Source organism: Agromyces sp. NPDC058484 (assembly GCF_042720415.1).
In the GTDB taxonomy this organism is placed as follows: domain Bacteria; phylum Actinomycetota; class Actinomycetes; order Actinomycetales; family Microbacteriaceae; genus Agromyces.
Genome location: NZ_JBHXMP010000014.1, coordinates 86151 through 102619 on the forward strand (window position 1 = coordinate 86151; position 16469 = coordinate 102619).

At 69.4% G+C, this 16469-nt stretch carries 17 protein-coding genes, 1 tRNA gene and 1 pseudogene; 6 read left to right on the forward strand and 13 right to left on the reverse strand.

Features of this window, described 5'->3' with window-relative positions; all coding sequences use genetic code 11:
* Window positions 1-5: 5 nt before the first annotated feature.
* Entirely contained in the window at window positions 6-497 is a 492-nt protein-coding gene (locus ACFWN7_RS12655; protein ID WP_376939162.1) for a MarR family winged helix-turn-helix transcriptional regulator, read from the forward strand.
* On the opposite strand, the gene ACFWN7_RS12660 is transcribed toward ACFWN7_RS12655, so the two are convergent.
* The 9 genes from ACFWN7_RS12660 to ACFWN7_RS12700 form a co-directional block, all read right to left on the reverse strand.
* The gene (locus tag ACFWN7_RS12660; RefSeq protein ID WP_376939163.1) at window positions 494-1726 is read right to left on the reverse strand and encodes a PIG-L family deacetylase; all 1233 of its coding nucleotides are present in this window, start codon (window positions 1724-1726) and stop codon (window positions 494-496) included. The genes ACFWN7_RS12655 and ACFWN7_RS12660 overlap by 4 nt on opposite strands.
* Before the next feature lie 196 nt (window positions 1727-1922).
* A complete protein-coding gene (locus tag ACFWN7_RS12665) occupies window positions 1923-2216 on the reverse strand; it encodes a GNAT family N-acetyltransferase (RefSeq protein ID WP_376939164.1) in 294 nt (97 codons plus the stop codon).
* Window positions 2217-2315: 99 nt separating this feature from the next.
* A complete protein-coding gene (locus ACFWN7_RS12670; protein ID WP_376939165.1) occupies window positions 2316-3566 on the reverse strand; it encodes a hypothetical protein in 1251 nt (416 codons plus the stop codon).
* Between the two features lie 277 nt (window positions 3567-3843).
* Window positions 3844-3916, reverse strand: a tRNA-Arg gene (locus ACFWN7_RS12675).
* Window positions 3917-3959: 43 nt separating this feature from the next.
* Complete coding sequence (locus ACFWN7_RS12680) at window positions 3960-4379, reverse strand: MmcQ/YjbR family DNA-binding protein (RefSeq protein ID WP_376939166.1); 420 nt, start codon at window positions 4377-4379, stop codon at window positions 3960-3962.
* 108 nt (window positions 4380-4487) lie between these two features.
* A complete protein-coding gene (locus tag ACFWN7_RS12685) occupies window positions 4488-5450 on the reverse strand; it encodes a carbohydrate ABC transporter permease (protein WP_376939167.1) in 963 nt (320 codons plus the stop codon).
* On the reverse strand, window positions 5447-6424 hold the full coding sequence (locus tag ACFWN7_RS12690; protein ID WP_376939168.1) for a carbohydrate ABC transporter permease: 978 nt from the start codon (window positions 6422-6424) through the stop codon (window positions 5447-5449). The genes ACFWN7_RS12685 and ACFWN7_RS12690 overlap by 4 nt, the downstream gene beginning before the upstream one ends.
* Complete coding sequence (locus ACFWN7_RS12695; RefSeq protein WP_376939169.1) at window positions 6421-7734, reverse strand: extracellular solute-binding protein; 1314 nt, start codon at window positions 7732-7734, stop codon at window positions 6421-6423. Before ACFWN7_RS12695 ends, ACFWN7_RS12690 begins: the two co-directional genes overlap by 4 nt.
* Before the next feature lie 189 nt (window positions 7735-7923).
* A complete protein-coding gene (locus ACFWN7_RS12700) occupies window positions 7924-9099 on the reverse strand; it encodes an alcohol dehydrogenase catalytic domain-containing protein (protein WP_376939170.1) in 1176 nt (391 codons plus the stop codon).
* 201 nt (window positions 9100-9300) lie between these two features.
* Between ACFWN7_RS12700 and ACFWN7_RS12705 the strand changes: the two genes are divergently transcribed.
* Complete coding sequence (locus tag ACFWN7_RS12705; RefSeq protein ID WP_376939171.1) at window positions 9301-9624, forward strand: ATP-dependent DNA ligase; 324 nt, start codon at window positions 9301-9303, stop codon at window positions 9622-9624.
* Window positions 9625-9656: 32 nt separating this feature from the next.
* Here the strand turns inward: ACFWN7_RS12705 and ACFWN7_RS12710 are convergent, their stop codons facing one another.
* Together ACFWN7_RS12710 and ACFWN7_RS12715 are read right to left on the reverse strand one after the other, a co-directional pair.
* The gene (locus tag ACFWN7_RS12710) at window positions 9657-9878 is read right to left on the reverse strand and encodes a hypothetical protein (RefSeq protein ID WP_376939172.1); all 222 of its coding nucleotides are present in this window, start codon (window positions 9876-9878) and stop codon (window positions 9657-9659) included.
* Window positions 9879-10007: 129 nt separating this feature from the next.
* Window positions 10008-10307, reverse strand: a pseudogene (locus ACFWN7_RS12715) (hypothetical protein); the annotation flags it as partial.
* Window positions 10308-10408: 101 nt separating this feature from the next.
* On the opposite strand from ACFWN7_RS12715, the gene ACFWN7_RS12720 reads away from it, so the two are divergent.
* The 3 genes from ACFWN7_RS12720 (at window position 10409) to ACFWN7_RS12730 (ending at window position 12661) form a co-directional block, all read left to right on the forward strand.
* The gene (locus ACFWN7_RS12720; RefSeq protein WP_376939173.1) at window positions 10409-11290 is read left to right on the forward strand and encodes an SDR family oxidoreductase; all 882 of its coding nucleotides are present in this window, start codon (window positions 10409-10411) and stop codon (window positions 11288-11290) included.
* Window positions 11291-11369: 79 nt separating this feature from the next.
* Window positions 11370-11636, forward strand: a complete 267-nt coding sequence (locus ACFWN7_RS12725) for a Rho termination factor N-terminal domain-containing protein (RefSeq protein WP_376939174.1) — start codon at window positions 11370-11372, stop codon at window positions 11634-11636.
* A 53-nt stretch (window positions 11637-11689) separates the two neighbouring features.
* Window positions 11690-12661, forward strand: a complete 972-nt coding sequence (locus ACFWN7_RS12730; RefSeq protein ID WP_376939175.1) for a DNA topoisomerase IB — start codon at window positions 11690-11692, stop codon at window positions 12659-12661.
* Between the two features lie 13 nt (window positions 12662-12674).
* On the opposite strand, the gene ACFWN7_RS12735 is transcribed toward ACFWN7_RS12730, so the two are convergent.
* Both ACFWN7_RS12735 and ACFWN7_RS12740 read right to left on the reverse strand, forming a co-directional pair.
* Window positions 12675-13019: a hypothetical protein gene (locus tag ACFWN7_RS12735; RefSeq protein ID WP_376939176.1), complete on the reverse strand. Its 345-nt coding sequence runs from the start codon at window positions 13017-13019 to the stop codon at window positions 12675-12677.
* A 34-nt stretch (window positions 13020-13053) separates the two neighbouring features.
* The gene (locus ACFWN7_RS12740) at window positions 13054-15456 is read right to left on the reverse strand and encodes an ATP-dependent DNA ligase (RefSeq protein WP_376939177.1); all 2403 of its coding nucleotides are present in this window, start codon (window positions 15454-15456) and stop codon (window positions 13054-13056) included.
* A 58-nt stretch (window positions 15457-15514) separates the two neighbouring features.
* Here ACFWN7_RS12740 and ACFWN7_RS12745 point away from each other — a divergent pair, with 58 nt between their 5' ends.
* Window positions 15515-16444, forward strand: a complete 930-nt coding sequence (locus ACFWN7_RS12745) for a Ku protein (RefSeq protein WP_376939178.1) — start codon at window positions 15515-15517, stop codon at window positions 16442-16444.
* Window positions 16445-16469: the final 25 nt, after the last annotated feature.

The window sequence follows — 16469 nt, forward strand, 5'->3', positions numbered from 1 at the left end:
TCCGAGTGGCCGAACGCGCACTCACGGTCGCCGCGTGGGAATCGCTCTTCCGCGCGCAGGTCTCGGTCATGCGCGCGCTCGCCGCGGAGTTCCCGAGCGACGTCATCTCGCTCAACGAGTACGACGTGCTCTTCAACATCACGCGTGCGCCGCAGCGCCGCCTGCGGTTGAAGGACCTCAACCGCTCCGTGCTCATCACGCAGCCGAGCGTGAGCCGGCTCGTCGACCGGCTCGCCACGCGTGGGCTGGTCACGAAAGCTCATGATCCCGACGACGGCCGGGGCACGATCGTCGCGATCACCGAGCAGGGGTACGCCCTCTTCAGACGCGTCGCCTACACGCACATGGGCGCCATCACCCGCCACGTCGGGCACGCGCTCGGCGACGATGAGCTGCGCGAGCTCATGGACCTCTGCGATCGGCTGCGGCTCGGGGTGGGCGAGACGCACGCGGCATCCGACGACGAGACCGACGGCGGCGTCACGGGCAGCATCTAGTCCGCAGGCCCACGCCATGCCTCGAACTCGGCGAGGCCGACCGCGGCTGTCGTGTCGCTGACAGAGGTGACCTTCAATCGCACGGACGTGACGGTGCGAACCGGGAACCTGATCGTGAGCCCCGAGCCGTTGTTCGGCAGTTCCGGCACCGGCACGGAGCTCCCATCGGAGAACTCGAGCGTGGCTCCCATGATCTGGTCGTCGAGGTCGGGTCGATCGAAGACGGTGACGCCCTCGATCGGGGTCGGTGACGGGAAGGTGACCTCGATCCAGCTTCCGGCGGCCTCGTCATCCGTCACCCATTCATGGCCGTCGGCCATCGGTGCTCCGAGCGGATACCCGTCCATCGCATTCTCGGCGGCCTGTTCGGGCGACTTGGTCGAGGACGCCGTGACCGCGACCCCCGGCTCGCGCGCGGCGTTCCCGGTGGACTCGACGCTGACGAGGTACAGGCGCTCCAGCCAGTTGTCATGCGGGTACGAGGGGCAGCCCTCGTCGGGATCCCAGCAGAGCCACTTGTCGTAGTTCGCGAACGTCACGAACGCGTCGATGCATTTCGTCCGCTCATCGCCGAACACGTTCTGCTCATAATCCCATTTCGGGTACCCCTCGTACGCGAGGAGCGTATGCGGGGCGGAGTAATGCCCGCTCGCCAGCTGCGCGAACAACGCGGTCGCCAGGTGGTCGCTGTGATCGTCGCCGTTGTCGGGGTCGGTCGTCCAATCCTGGGTGCGTACCGTGGTCGGCTGGAAGTTCGTCATCAGCTGGACGAGGATGTCCCGCACCTCGTCCTTCGTGTACCACTCCTGGGCGTCGACGGTGGTGACCGTCGGAATCCGGCCATCCCAGAGCTTCGCCAGGCTCTCCCACCCGTACGCTTCGCTGCCGCTCCCGTCGAACCCGTCGGGGATGCGCAGGAAGACGACCGAGACGTGCGGGGCATCCGTGAGGGTGTGCACCGAGATGGCGCCGGCGGTGACCCCGGCATCCGCGGCGGTCCAGTGATCGTCCACGCCGGCCATCTGCGCGTAGGTCGCGAAGATCCCGGCCTCGAGGCTGCCCCAGTACTCCGGCCCCTCCCCCGCTTCGCCGGCCGTCGTGAAGACCGTCCGAGTGCAGCGGCCGGCTTCGATGTCGCGCAGGATGTGCGGATTGAAGAAGAACAGGTCGTCATCGGGGTGCGCCACGATCGTGAGCGCGCCCCCTACGCACAGTGCTGGAGCTGCCATTGCCCGACTCCTTCGCTCTGAGTCGAGGCTAGCGTTCGGACGGTGGGGTGGGAACCCTACCTCCCACCCCACCGCGGCCCCGCGAGGAGGCCCGCTCGATCGTAGCGGGCGCTGCGCGACGGGCGCATTTCCCCGAACGAGGGTCAGCGGATGCCGCGGGGCCGGGCGCTCCACGATCGAAGAACCCAGTGAGGTCTCACGGCCAGGAGACGGATGCGTCGTAGACGCCCGGATGGCGCTTCAGGTACGCCGCGATGAACGGGCACACGGGAACGATGGTCTCGCCCCGTGCCACGGCGTCGCCGAGCACGAACTCCGCGAGCCGGCTGCCGAGTCCCTCCCCCTCGCGGTCGGGGAACACGACGGTATGCGTGAACGAGATGCGGCCCGGGCTCGTGCGGAACTCCGCGTAGCCGGCAGGCTCCCCGCCGACGTTCAGCTCATAGCGGCGGGTCTCCTCGTTGCGCTCGATCACGATGTCGTCGGTCACGACCCCACCCGCCCGGTCATTCGTTCCTCCACGCCGAGACGCCGCCGATCGGCGCAGCCCTCACTGCACGATAACGCGCTGGCGCGTCCGAAATTCCGTTCAACCGGAACGGAGCGCGTCTGGAGGTTCCCGCGTGGGCCGGCGGCGGGGCGACGCGAGCCGCTCGCGTCCGGGCGACGCGTGGCGGGCGACGACGGGGCGGCGACCCGGGCGCGATCGAGCCAGGTGACGCCGGCTCGCGGCATCCGTGCGATCGATGCTCGCGTGCGTGATCGCGACGAGCGCGATCAACCACACGAACACCAGCGCGAATGCGACGATCTCGAACACCGTCAGGTTGAAGACGCCGATGCCGTCGTACGCGATCAGCGCGATCACCTCGATCGCGATCGACAGGTAGGAGCCGGCGACGAGCGCGCGCGGAAGACGCCGCGCCCACAGCTGCACCCCGAGGCACAGCACGGCGAAGGCGGCCGCGGCGGCCGATGCGGCCGCGTTGTGGAGGTCGGTGGCGCCGTCGATCGGAACCATGCCCACACACGTGAGGCTCAGCCCGATCGTGACGATGAGCACGCGCATTGTGGCCAGCCCGCCCCGCCGTGCAGCGAATCCCGGGGCCGCGACCGCACGGGTGAGGCCCCGTGACATCCCGGCCATCCCCGCGCCCGAGACGATGAGCGCCACGTTGAAGCACGCCGCCGCGATGTCGTCGGACGTGCCGAGAGTGCTGAAGTTGTGCGTCCACCAGGAGCCGGTGGGCGTGATACTCATGCTCGCGAGGCTTCCGACGGCGAGGAGCATCGCGACGAGGTTGAACGTGCGGTACGCCTCGTGGTCGATGGCGTGGCGATGAAGCCGGAACGCGCCGAATCCGAGGAGCGACCCGATGACCGTCGCGGCGACCGCCTGCCCGCCCGGGAGCACCTCGAACGCCTCACCGGTGAAACCGACGGCGAGCGCGCCGATGCCTCCCCATGCGAGGCCGTTCGCCCGGGCACGTGGACTCGTCCCGAGCCCTGGTACACCCAGCCGAACCAGCACGGCAAGGCCCGCCTGCGAGCCGGAGGCGACGACGAGTGCGGCTCCGGCGGCGGCACCGAGCGCGAGCGCCGGGAGCGCCCAGACCACGTACTCGACCGGCATCCCCGCGCCCTCGGACCCGGCAGGATGCACACGAGCGAAACTCGACGTGAGCTCCTGGAACACCACGATCGCGACGGCGATGGCGATGAGCCCCGCGTAGGCGCGCCGGATGAGCGAGCCGCCTCGGATCACCGAGCGCTGCCGGATGACCGAGAGATGCCGGATGGCGGGGGTGAACCGCCGGTCGTGTCCCCCACGATCGGCCATCCGTGCTCCGGCCGCGCCCAGTCGCGGGCGGTTCGGCCGTCGTGACGAGTCGTCCCCGACACGCGCACCCCTCATGTCCGAACTCTCGATTCCCGGGACTCAGATGTGCCGAGCCTAACGGGGCGGGTGACGCGAGTCATCGTCCACTTAAGGGGGGCATACGGGCGTGTCATGGGGACCCGCCCGGCGTGCCGTGGGGGACAACTGCGCTGCCGATCTGCGCGGAAACGAAAACGGCCCGCCGAAGCGAGCCGCCTTCACACTGTCTCAACCAGTGTGCGCCCGGAGGGATTCGAACCCCCAACCTTCTGATCCGTAGTCAGATGCTCTATCCGTTGAGCTACGGGCGCATGGGATGTCGCCTGCGCGATCTGCGCTGAACAGGCAACCACGTTACTCTAACCCACGCGATTCGATCTCGCCAATCGGCCACGGCCTGAGCGCATCGAGCGCGGCGAGCTGCCGGCGGTTCGCGACCTGCCGGTACGAGGTCTCGATGAGTTCGGCGAGAAGTTGCCAGTCTGTGTCGGGCGCGTCGAGGTCGGCGCCCACCCAGCGCGCACGGTCGTAGTACGGCACCCCGTAGAAGCGGCCGTCTTCGACGAGCGCGAGATGCTCTTCGGGGTCGGTCTTCACGACGACGGAGAACGGCCGCTCCATCGTGGCGGCGACGTGCACGAAGATCGGCTTCGCCGCGCGGAACGTCGGCCTGCCCCACGCCTCGACCTCGACGACCTCGGGCAGTTCGAAGCAGATCCGTCGCACCCGTTCGATGAGCGGATGCCCCGGATCGACCACTCGCGGATGCGCCACGCCGCCAGCCTAGGCGCGACGACCGGCTCGCGGCATCCGTGCATGGGACGATCTCCGGCCGCCCGCGAGGCCGGCGACGCCGTCAAGGCCCGTCCGTGCGGCCGCGCTTCAGCCCTTCAGCCCGGACGACGCCACACCGTCGATGATCTGGCGCTGGGCGAGGAAGAACACGATGATCATCGGGATCGTGGTGATGACGCTCGCGGTCACGATGATCTCCCAGTGCCATTCGCCGCCGAATCCGAAGGCGTCGACGAGTGACTTCAGCCCTCTCGGCACGGTGAACGTGTCGGAGTCTCGCAGATAGATCAGCGCTCGCATGAGGTCGGTCCAGACCGCCTGCACCTCGAAGACGAGGGTCACGGCGAGCGCGGGCTTGCAGAGCGGCAGCGCGATGCGCCAGAACACCCCCCACTGGGTCGCCCCGTCCACGCGTGCGGCATCGAACAGGTCGCGCGGCAGTCCGAGGAAGAACTGCCGCAGCAGGAAGATGTAGAACGCGCTGCCGAAAAGGTTCCCGGCCCAGAGCGGCGTGAGGGTGCCGACCTGACCGAGCCCGTTCCAGATGAGGAACACCGGGATCATCGTGACCGCGCCCGGCAGCATCATCGTCGCAAGCACCAGGCCGAACAGCACGCCGCGGCCGCGGAACCGGAAGTACGCGAACCCCCACGCGACCATGGCGCTCGAGAGGGTCACCGTGACGGCGGCGAGCACCGTGACGATCAGCGTGTTCATCAGCCAGAGGGCGAGCGGCGCCTCCTGCCAGACCTGCACGTAGTTGTCGAGGGTGAAGGTCTCGGGGATGAGCCGGTTGTCGAAGACCTCGCTCCGCGGCTTGAACGAGGCGCTCACGAGCCACACGAACGGGTAGACGAACACGACGCCGAGCAGCGCGAGCGCGATCCACGCGAACACCCGGCCCGGCGTCATCCGTCGGTGGTGTCCGTTCCGGCGGAGCGCCTCGACATGGGCCGCGCCCGTCGCGATCGCCGCGGTGGGAACGCTCGTGCCGCGTCGCGGGACGGGAGCACCTGTGGCGCCGGGAAGGTCGACGTCGATGCCGGTCACCGGTCCCCCTCGTAGTAGACCAGCCTGCGCGAGACGATGAGCTGGATCGCCGTGACGACCATGATGACGACGAAGAGACCCCATGCCATCGCCGAGGCGTATCCCATGTGCAGGAATTCGAACGCCTGCTGGAACAGGTAGATGACGTAGAACAGGGCGGCGTCGTTGCTGTAGGTCGTGTTGCCGGCGCCGAAGAAGGCGGTGTACGCCTCGTCGAAGGTCTGCAGGCCGGCGATCGTGTTCACGATGATGATGAAGAACAGCGCGGGGCTGATCATCGGGAGCGTGACGCTGAACGCCGTGCGCCAGAAGCCGGCGCCGTCGAGCTTCGCCGACTCGTAGAGCGTCTCGGGTACGTTCCGGAGCGCGGCGAGCAGGATGATGACGGATGCCCCGACCGTCCACAGGGACATGACGATCAGTCCCGGCTTCACCCAGGCGGGATCAGTCGTCCACGCCGGCCCGTCGATGCCGAACCAGCCGAGCACCGTGTTCACGAGTCCGTTCTGTCCGTTGAACAGGAGCAGGAACAGCACGCCGACGGCGACCGGCGGCGTCATCTTCGGCAGGAAGAACACCGTGCGGAAGAATCCCGACGTGCGTCCCGCGCGATCGAGCAGGAGGGCGAGCGCGAGCGAGACGACGACGTAGAGCGGCACCTGCACGAGCGTGAAGAACGCGGTGTTCCCGAGCGCGAGGAGGATCTTCGGGTCCGATGCCATCTCGGCGTAGTTCGCGAACCCGACGAACTCGGGATCGTTGATGACGTCGTAGTCGGTGAGCGACAGGTAGGCGCTGTAGATCATCGGCCAGGCGGTGAAGACGAGGAACCCGACGATCCACGGGCTCAGGAAGAGCAGTGCGGAGAGCACGTTGCGCCGACTCGCCCTCCGGCGGCTGCGACCTCGCTCAGGGACGGTGGAGTTCCGCTGCTGCGGTGCTCGACCGCCGGTGCGGGTCGCGATGTTCGTCATTCGTCACGGCTCTCGAGCGTCTCCCAGCCCTCGTCGAGGGCCTTCTGGGCCGTCTGCTGCGCATCGGCGAGCGCCTCCTCCGGCGTCGCCTCGCCGTTGAGCACGCTGTTCACCGCGTCCTGCACAGCCTGCTCGAACTCCGCGTCAGCGGGATTGGCCGGGAGCGAGAACGTGTGGTCGTTCGCCTCGTACATCGCCTCGATGCCGGAGTCCCAGGGTTCCCCTCCCGAGGTGACCATGCCCTTGATCTCCTCATCGGCCACACTGTTGCCGGTCAGGATGCCGGTGAAGGGCTTGCCCTCCTCTTCGCGCAGCGCCAGTCGTGCGTCGGCGGCCGTGCGCCACGCGTCCACCGACGTCATGGCCTTCGCCCAGCGGCAGGCCGCCTCGGCGTTCTCGGTGCCCGACGGGATCGCCCATGCCGACCCCGAAGCGTAGGCGATCGGCTCGCCCGACGTGTCGCGCACCGTATCGAAGGCCATCGGGGCATCCGGAGACACCTCGTTCAGCACGTTGATGTACCACTGCTCCATCGGCATCGCGCCGAGCACGTTCGTCGCGAACTGGTTGCCCGCGCCGAAGAAGTCGGCCGAATCGCGGAAGGCCTTCACTGCGCTGAACCCGCCTTGGTCCTCGTAGATGCCCACTGCCCAGGTCAGCGATTCGACGACCTCGGGCGAGTCGAGCATTGCGGTGCGACCGTCGTCGGAGAGCAGGGCTCCGCCGGCACCGGCCACCCACAGCGGGAGGAACTCGGGCAGCTTGGAGTCGACCCCGATGACCGAAAGCGAGCCGCCGTTCGACTTCGTGAGCACCCGGTTCGCCTCCGACATCGCCTCGCGGTCGGAGCCGTTGACGTCCTCGATCGCGACTCCTGCCGCCTGCAGCAGGCTCGCGTTGGCCATCGTGACCTGCACCTGGTTGAACTCGGGGATGCCGTAGACATGCCCGTTCAGCGTCACCTGATCGACCGCCGCCTCCCGGAACTGGTCCATGTCGATGCTTTCGCCCTCGATGCAGCGGTCGAGCGGGATGATCGCACCCCGCGCGGCGAGCGAACCGACCTGATCTCGGTCGGCGTAGAGCAGCTCGGGAGGCTGGCCGGATGCGACGGCGGAGAGGAACTGCTGGATGTCGAGGTCGCCCTCGATGAGCTCGACGTCGACGTCGCCGAGTTCGGCCTCCGTGTACTCGACGCGCGAGGTGGCCACCTCATCGACCCCGGAGAAGCCCATCACCGAGAGTTCGCCGCTGAGTTCGGCATCGGGATCGTACTCGGCGTCGTCCGCGCCTGCCCCTCCGGTCCCCACAGCGCAACCACCCAACACCAGTGCGATGGCGGCGCAACCGGTTACCCAACCGACACCCCTTCGAGTCCGCGTCATCGTCCACGCCTCCGTCTCGCCGAGGCTGGTGGGCCTCGCTGCGCTCAAGGTAGGACGCACGCAAACGGTTCTTGAAGGGGCTTGACAGAAGCGCTTCTCGGCGGTTCGCTCAGGTCAGGGCTTCAGCACGACCTTGATGCAGCCGTCCTGCTTGTCCCGGAACTTCTCGTACATCTCGGGGGCCTGATCGAGGGGCACCCGATGGGTGGCGAGGTCCTCGAGGCCGAGGGGGTCGCCGGGCGACTCCGCGAGCGGCAGCAGCTCGGGGAGCCACTGGTGCACGTTGCACTGGCCGAGCCGCATGGTGAGCTGCTTGTCGAACATCGCGAGCAGCGGCATCGGGTCGACCGCCCCGGCGTAGACGCCGCTCACCGAGACGGTGCCGCCGCGCCGCACCAGGTCGATCGCCAGGTGCAGGGCTGCCAGCCGGTCGACGCCGGCCTTCGTCATGAGCTGCTTCGCCACGCCGTCGGGCAGGATGCCGACGGCGGACTGCGCGAACGCCGTGCCGGGGTTGCCGTGCGCTTCGAGGCCGACCGCGTCGACCACCGCATCGGGTCCTCGTCCGGCGGTGGCGTCCCGGATGCTCTCCGCCACGTCGTCGTCGAGGTCGTATGCCGTCGCGCCGTGCCGCTCGGCCATCAGCCTTCGTTCCACCACCGGGTCGACCGCGTGCACGTGCACGTCGTGGTGACTCGCGACGCGGGCGACGAGCTGGCCGACCGGGCCGAGGCCGAGCACGGCGAGCGACCCGCCGGGTGGCACGTTCGCGAAGCGGAAACCCTGCCATGCGGTGGGCAGGATGTCACTGAGGTACAGGTATCGCTCGTCTGGGAGGTCGTGGCCGACGACCTGTGCGTTCGCGTCGGCGAGCCGCACTCGCAGAAGTTCAGCCTGCCCACCGGGCACGGAGCCGTAGAGCTCGGTGTAGCCGTACAGCTCGGCGCCGGTGCCGCGATCGCGGCCTTGCGTCGTCTCGCATTGCGCGGTGAGGCCGCGGGCGCACATGTAGCAGTGCCCGCACGCGATCACGAACGGCACGACGACGCGATCGCCGACCGCGATGCGCCGCACGCCGGATCCCACGGCCTCGACGACCCCCATCGCCTCGTGGCCGAGGATGTCGCCACGATGAAGGAACGGGCTGAGCACGTCGTACAGGTGCAGGTCGGATCCGCAGATCGCGGCTGCCGTGACGCGGATGACCGCATCGGTCGGCTCCAGGATCCGCGGGTCGGGGACGTCGAGCACGCGCACATCCTTCGTGGCGTGCCAGGTGAGGGCCCTCATGCTCCGTTCCTACGCCGTGCACGCAGCGGCGGACAGGGGCTTGACGACGTTCGGAACAACCGTGAGGGACCTCCCTCGGCTCCCTCTCACCTGCCGAGTACGAACAGAACCGTCAACATCGTGCTCGTGGTGCTGTTCTTGCTTCTGACGGTGAGCGTAACCGACCCGCGTCCGCAGCCACCCAGAGGCTAGAGTCGCGTCATGGGCAAGTTGATCTACAACTCTTCATCGCGCGAGCTCGAGATCGACGACCGCACGCTCGCGCACCTGCGCGTGGCGATCCTGAACAAGCTCCGCCGCTCCGAGAGCTTCGCGATGACGTGGGAGCACGGCGTCGAGAACGGCAGCGGACGCACGACCCTCTGGCTGCACGAGTCGATCCCGTTGCAATTCGTGTTCAGCGGCAACCGCCCCCCGAAGCTCAACCGACTGTGGATCGAGCAGATGCTGCTCTCGGCCAACAGCACCGCCGGCATGCAGTTCGTGCCCGAGCCCGCCGAGCACGACCCGTTCGTGGCGGAGTAGCCACGCGGCATCCGCTCGCCGACGGGCTCCCGTCAGTCCACGGCTTCCATCTGGGTCAGCACGAACCGCTGCTCGCCGGGGCTCAGCCGCTCTGGCGCGCCGCCGCCCGAGATCGACTCGATCTCGGCCGCGGTCTCGACGTCGATCGGCCCGTCGAGTTCGGCGAGGAGCCGGTGCTTCGCGTCGATCGAGAGGTGCGGCCACCAGCGTTCGATCTCGGCGCTCTCGGGTCTCGTGCCCTCTGTCGCATTCATCGCTCCTCCTGACTACGCCCGCTCGGACTCGGACGCTTTCGACTCGGTCGAAGTCGGCGCGGTCTCGACCTCCTGCACATCGATCCCGACCTGCACGGGCTGCCCGGCGCCGGTCGAGATCGGGCCGGTGTCGAGCTGCTCGGTGACGAGCCGGATGCCCCCGGTGCTGTTCGCCGATCGCATGAGCTCCTCGATCCAGCTGCGGCTGAGCTCGGGAGCCACGGGCTCGTCGAACACGAAGCGAAGCGGGATCGACGGATGCAGCCAGAGCGTGCTGCGGCCCCGCGGCTGCTCCTCGGAATGCTGCCACGACAGCGTGAAGCTCTCGCCTCTGCGCAGCTTCGTCGTGATCGCGACCTTCAGGTGCGCGAGGGCCCGGTCTTCGATGCCGATCGGGGTTCCGGAGTCGCCGTAGTAGAGGGTTCCCACAGGGTCAGCTTATGCCGCGGCGGTCGCCGCGTACCAGCCTGTCAACCCCCTGCGCCGTCGCAAGGGGCGCGCGTAGCGTGGCAGGCGTTCGAGGAGGCGCGATGAACGACGACCTGATCGATCCCACGACCAAGCACACGACCGAGCCGTTCCCGCGCCAGGAGCAGTCGCCTCCGGGTCTCACCGAACCGATGACGCCGCAACCCGATCATGGCGAGCAGAGCTACCGGGGCAGCGGGCGGCTCGAGGGCCGGCGGGCGCTCATCACGGGCGGCGACTCGGGCATCGGGCGGGCGGTGGCGATCGCGTTCGCGCGCGAGGGCGCTCGAGTGGCGATCGCCTTCCTGCCGAGCGAGCAGGCCGACGCCGAGGAGACGGCACGCTGGGTGACGGATGCCGGCAGCGATCCGCTGTTGCTGCCGGGCGACCTCCGCAGCGAGCAGCACTGCCAGGATCTCGTGGCCCACACCGACCAGGCGTTCGGCGGCATCGACCTGCTCGTGCTGAATGCCGCGCACCAGCGCAACCGCGGCGGCATCGACGAGATCCCGACCGACGACTTCGAGGCGGTGGTGCGGGTGAACCTGTTCGCGCCGGTGTTCCTCGCCCGCGCCGCGGTGCCGCTGATGGAGCCGGGCTCGAGCATCATCACCACGGCCTCGATCCAGGGCTTCGACCCGTCGGCCGCGCTCGTCGACTACGCCATGACCAAGGCGGCGCTCGTCGCGTTCACGAAGGCGCTCGCCGAGGAGCTCGGGCCCCGCGGCATCCGCGTGAACGCCGTCGCACCCGGCCCCATCTGGACGCCGCTCATCCCGGCGACCGGATGGCCCGACAAGCTTCCCGAGTTCGGCCGCAACACGCCGCTCGGCCGCGCGGGCCAGCCGGCCGAACTCGCGGGCGCCTACGTCTACCTGGCATCGGATGACGCATCGTACGTGTCGGGGGCCGTGCTGCCGGTCACCGGCGGCCGCGGGCTCTGACCACGCCGGCGCCACGCCGGCGCCACGCAGGCGCCGTGCAGAAGCCGCTCAGAAGCCACGCAGAGGAGAGGAGCACATCATGCCCGGACGCAGGAACTCGTCGCTGAAGGACCCCGAGCTCTACGAGGAGCTCCGCGACGACGGCGCATCGAAGGAGAAGGCCGCGCGCATCTCGAACGCGGCCGCGAACCAGGGACGCAGCGCCATCGGCCGCAAGGGCGGCAAGTCGGGCGACTACGACGACTGGACCGTCGACCAGCTGAAGAAGCGCGCGAAGGAGCTCGGCATCACCGGCTACAGCGGCAAGCGCAAGGCCGAGCTCATCTCGGCGCTGCGCAACCACTGAGGCCCGGGCCGCGTGTCGAGTCCTCGCACCGAGACGACGGGACGAGCCCGCGGATGCCCCGCCTGAAACGGGTCGAGCCCTACGTGTCGCCCGGCTTCACCCGGGTGCGGCGGGGGCGCGGCTTCGGCTACGTCCACACCGACGGGGGCACGGCGGGCAGGGCCGAGCGCGCCCGCATCGCCGACCTCGCCGTGCCGCCCGCGTGGGAGCAGGTGTGGGTCGCGGATGCCCCGAACGCGCACATCCTCGCGGTGGGCGTCGACCAGGCGGGGCGCCGCCAGTACCTCTACCACCCCGTGTGGCGTGAGCTGCAGGACGCCGAGAAGTTCCTCCGCATGACGGCGCTCGCCGAGGCGCTGCCGCTCGCCCGGCGCAGCGTGCGCCGCGACCTCGTCCTCGAAGAGCTGCCGCGCGAGCGCGTGCTCGCGGCGGCGTTCCGCACGCTCGAGCTCGGCGCGATCCGAATCGGCTCCGAGGAGTCGCTCGCAGGCTTCCGGAGCCGCGGGCTGACGACCCTGCTCATCCGGAATGCGGCCGTCGACGACCTCGAGACGGTGCGGTTCAGGTTCCGCGCGAAGGGCGGTATCTCGCAGGAGGTGCGGGTGACGGATGCCGCGCTCGCGACGTTCGTGCGGCGCGCGGGCGATCGCTCGCCCGCGGCGCGCCTCTACGCGTGGTCGGAGGGACGACGCATGCGGCCCGCGCTCCCCGTCGACGTGAACGAGGACATCCGCATGCGCACCGGCGGCGAATTCACCGCGAAGGACTTCCGCACGCTGCGCGGCACGATCGCCGCGGCCGACCGGCTCGCCGACCTCGGCGTGGAGGGCACCGCCCGGGCACGCGGTCGCGCCATCCGGGACGCGATCGAGCACGCGAGCTCGGTGCTCGGCAACACGCCCACGATCGCGAAGGCGAGCTACATCGATCCGCGGGTGTTCACCCAGTACGAGATCGGGCGGCTCATCTCCCGGCGCGGGGTGCGCGAGACGGCGCTGCTCGCCCTGCTCATCGAGGAGGAGTGAGGGCGTCGGACGATCAGCCCGCGAGGAGCGGCGGGCGGTCGGAGTCTGGAATCTCGCCCGGGATGTGCGCCTTGTCGAGCACCACGCCGCTCGTGCTGTTCGCCTCCAGCATCAGCTCCTCGACCCACTCGCGGCTGAGCTCGGGCATCTCGGAACAGTCGAACTCGAACCGAAGCGGGATCGACGGATGCACCCAGATGGAGCTGCGACCACGCCCCTTGTCGCCGGCGTGGATCCACGAGAGCATGAAGCTCTCCCCCCGCCGCAGCTTGGTCGCGATCGCGATCTTCAGATGCGCGAGCGCGCGATCTTCGATGTCGATCGGGGTGCCCGCATCGCCGTAATACAGAGTACCCACGGCTCCCACTGTACCCCGAACGGGGGCGAGCCGGTCACGACTCGCGCACCACGTCGGCGGGCGATTTGTCGGGACGAAGTCCCCGCCAGCGCGGATGACGCGCCACGCCCGTTCGGGTCCACTCGCCGAACTCGATCTCGCCGACGAGCTCGGGCCGCACCCAGACGGCGTCCGCGACATCCGCTGCCGGCACCTCGACGAACGGCGACTCGTGCTGGCGTCGCTCGTCGAGGGCGGCGAGGAGTCGCTCGGCCTGGAGCTCGCCCAGCCCGCTGCCGACGCGCCCGGCGTACGCGAGGCCGCGCTCGCCCGGGATGCCGACGAGCAGTGAGCGGATGCGCCCCGTGCGTGTGCCGACGCCCCGGCGATACCCGCCGATCACGACCTCCTGCGTGGCGGTGAGCTTCAGCTTCAGCCAAGCCGCCGAGCGCGCGCCGGGTCGGTACACGGAGTCGGGACGCTTGGCCACGAGCCCCTCCAGCCCCAGCCGGCGGCCCTCCTCGAGTGCCTCGTCGGGCGGCCCGGGCGCCTGGGCGGGCAGCTCGACGGGAACGCCGCGGCGTGGGCGCACGAGGTGCTCCAACCGGCGCCGGCGTTCGCGGTACGGTTCGGCCATCACCGACTCGCCCGCGATCTCGAGCACGTCGAAGAGCAGCAGGCGCACCGGAACGGATGCCGCGAGCCGTTCGATCTCGCGGGCACGCGTCAGGTTCATCCGCTGCTGCAACCGCTCGAAGCTCGGGCGTCCGTCGTCGTCGAGGGCGACGATCTCGCCGTCGAGGAGGGCATCGCCGCGGAGCACGCTCGGAAGGCCCGCGAACTCGGGATAGCGGGCGGTCACGTCGTTGCCGTTGCGGCTCAGCAGGCGGATGCCGCCGTCGTGCGCCCTCGCGAGCACGCGGATGCCGTCCCACTTCCACTCGAGCGCCCACTCCTCCCCCGCGAGCATCCCGAGGGTGCCGGCGGTGGCGAGCATCGGCCGCTCGCGGATCGGTCCGACAGCGTCTCGAGTTGCCCGATTCCGGTCGGATTCGGGCGACTCGGCGGGCGCCGGTTTCGCCGTCCGCTGGTCCTTCATACGATGCAGCAGCCACGTGCTCTTCTCACCCTCGCCGTCGGTACGGATCAGCGCCAGCCGCACCTGCCCGAGCGGTCCGCCCGGCCTCCCGTCGACGTCGACGATGATCTCGTCGTCGCGCCACTTCTCGGTCGCGTACGTGCCCGCATCCCAGATCGTGACCGCGCCCGCGCCGTACTCGCCCTTCGGGATGGTGCCCTCGAACGCGCCGTACTCGAGTGGATGGTCCTCGGTCTGCACCGCGAGGTGGTTCGTGCCCGCGTCATCCGGAACCCCCTTGGGCACGGCCCAGCTCTTCAGCACGCCGTCGCGTTCGAGGCGGAAGTCGAAGTGCAGCCGCCGCGCGTGGTGCTCCTGGATGACGAACGTCGGGTCGCCGTCGTCCGACGCGCCCCACGTCGACGACGGCATCGGCTCGGGCGTGATCCCGCTCGTGCGCATCGAGAGGTAGGTGGCGAGCGGTCCGTGGTGCGACGCGTTCGTGAGAACGGCGAGCGGGTCGTCACCGGATGCCACACGCGCGAGCACCTCGTCGGCCTCGAGGTGCCGCAGGCTCGGGTCGTCGAGCTCCTCCCACGTTCGCGGAGCGGCGACGGTCGGACGCGCGCGCCCGCGCAGCGAGTACGGCGCGATCGTCGTCTTCTTGCCGTTGTTCTGGCTCCAGTCGACGAGCACCCGCCCGGTGCGCAGCGTCTTGCGCATGCTCGACACGATGAGTTCGGGGTGGTCGGCCTCGAGCGCGCGGGCGAGCTCGCGCGCCACCGCCGACGCCTGGTCACTGGTCTGCTGTCCGTCGAGCGCCGCATAGAGGTGGATGCCCTTGCTGCCGCTCGTCACCGGCATCGCCTCGAGTCCCATGCCCGCGAGCAGCGCCCGCACCAGCCGCGCCGCCTCGGCGCACTCGGCGAGGCCCATGCCCTCGCCCGGGTCGAGGTCGAACACGATGCGGTCGGGGTTCGCGGGCTCGCCCCGCGGGTCGAAGCGCCACTGGGGCACGTGCAGCTCGAGCGCGGCCTGCTGCGCGAGCCACACGAGGGTGGCCCGGTCGCCCGCGATCGGGTACGTCTTCGGCCCATCGGAATGACGGATGACGCCCCGGCGGATCCACTCGGGGCCGTGCTCGAGGTTCTTCTCGAAGAATGCGGGCTCAGGGGCATCCGTCGTTCCGACCCCGTGCACCCACCGCTTGCGCGTGACCGGCCGACCGGCGACGAGCGGCATCATGGCGGCAGCGACCTCCGCGTAGTAGGAGATCACTTCGCCCTTGGTCATGCCCGTCTCGGGGTACATGACCTTGTCGAGGTTCGTGAGCCGGAGCCTGCGGCCGTCGACCTCGACCAGCTGACGCATCTCAGCCATGCCCCCATCATGGCGCAGGGCTACCTCTCACGGGGGTTACGGGTGTCTACTTGGAGACATGCGAGCCGTCTGGAAGGGGGCGGTCACATTCGGCTTGGTCAATGTGCCCGTCAAGTTGTACAGCGCCACCGAGGACCACGACGTGTCACTGCACCAGGTGCACGACGAGGACGGGGGGCGCATCCGCTATCAGCGCGTCTGCGAGATCGACGGCAAGGTCGTCGAGTACAAGAACATCGACAAGGCGTATGACGACGGCGAGCGCACCGTGATCATCACCGACGACGACCTGAAGTCGCTGCCCGCCGAGCGCAGCCGCGAGATCGAGGTGATCGAGTTCGTTCCGACCGAGCAGATCGACCCGATCATGTTCGACCGGAGCTACTACCTCGAGCCCGATTCCGCGTCGAACAAGGCGTACGTGCTGCTGCGGCGCACGCTCGAGTCGACCGACCGCACGGCGGTCGTGCGGATGGCGCTGAGGCAGAAGACGCGACTCGCCGCGCTGCGCGTGTTCGGCGACGTGCTCATGGTGCAGACCCTGCTCTGGAGCGACGAGGTGCGCGCGGCGGAGTTCCCGTCGCTCGATGAGCCCGTGAAGATCTCCGAGAAGGAGCTCGACCTGTCGAAGCAGCTCGTCGACAGCCTCGTCTCCGACTTCGAACCCGACCAGTTCGTCGACGAGTACCAGCAGGAACTGCGCACCCTCATCCAGGCGAAGCTCGAGCAGGGCGACGCGGTCGATACTGCCGCGACGTTCGGCGAGCAGCCCGAGGAGGAGGGCGGCGAGGTCATCGACCTCATGGAGGCGCTGCGTCAGTCGATCGCCGCGAAGCGCGAGGGTGGATCGCGCGAGGGTGGATCGAAGGACGCCGCCAAGGCCGGGTCGAAGGGCGGCTCGAAGAGGTCGGCTTCGGGCGACGACACGAAGAAGACCGACGGAGCGAAGAAGAAGACAGCGGCCGCGAAGAAGAAGGCCGCCTCATGACGGCGGCGCGCGGCATCCGCCGATC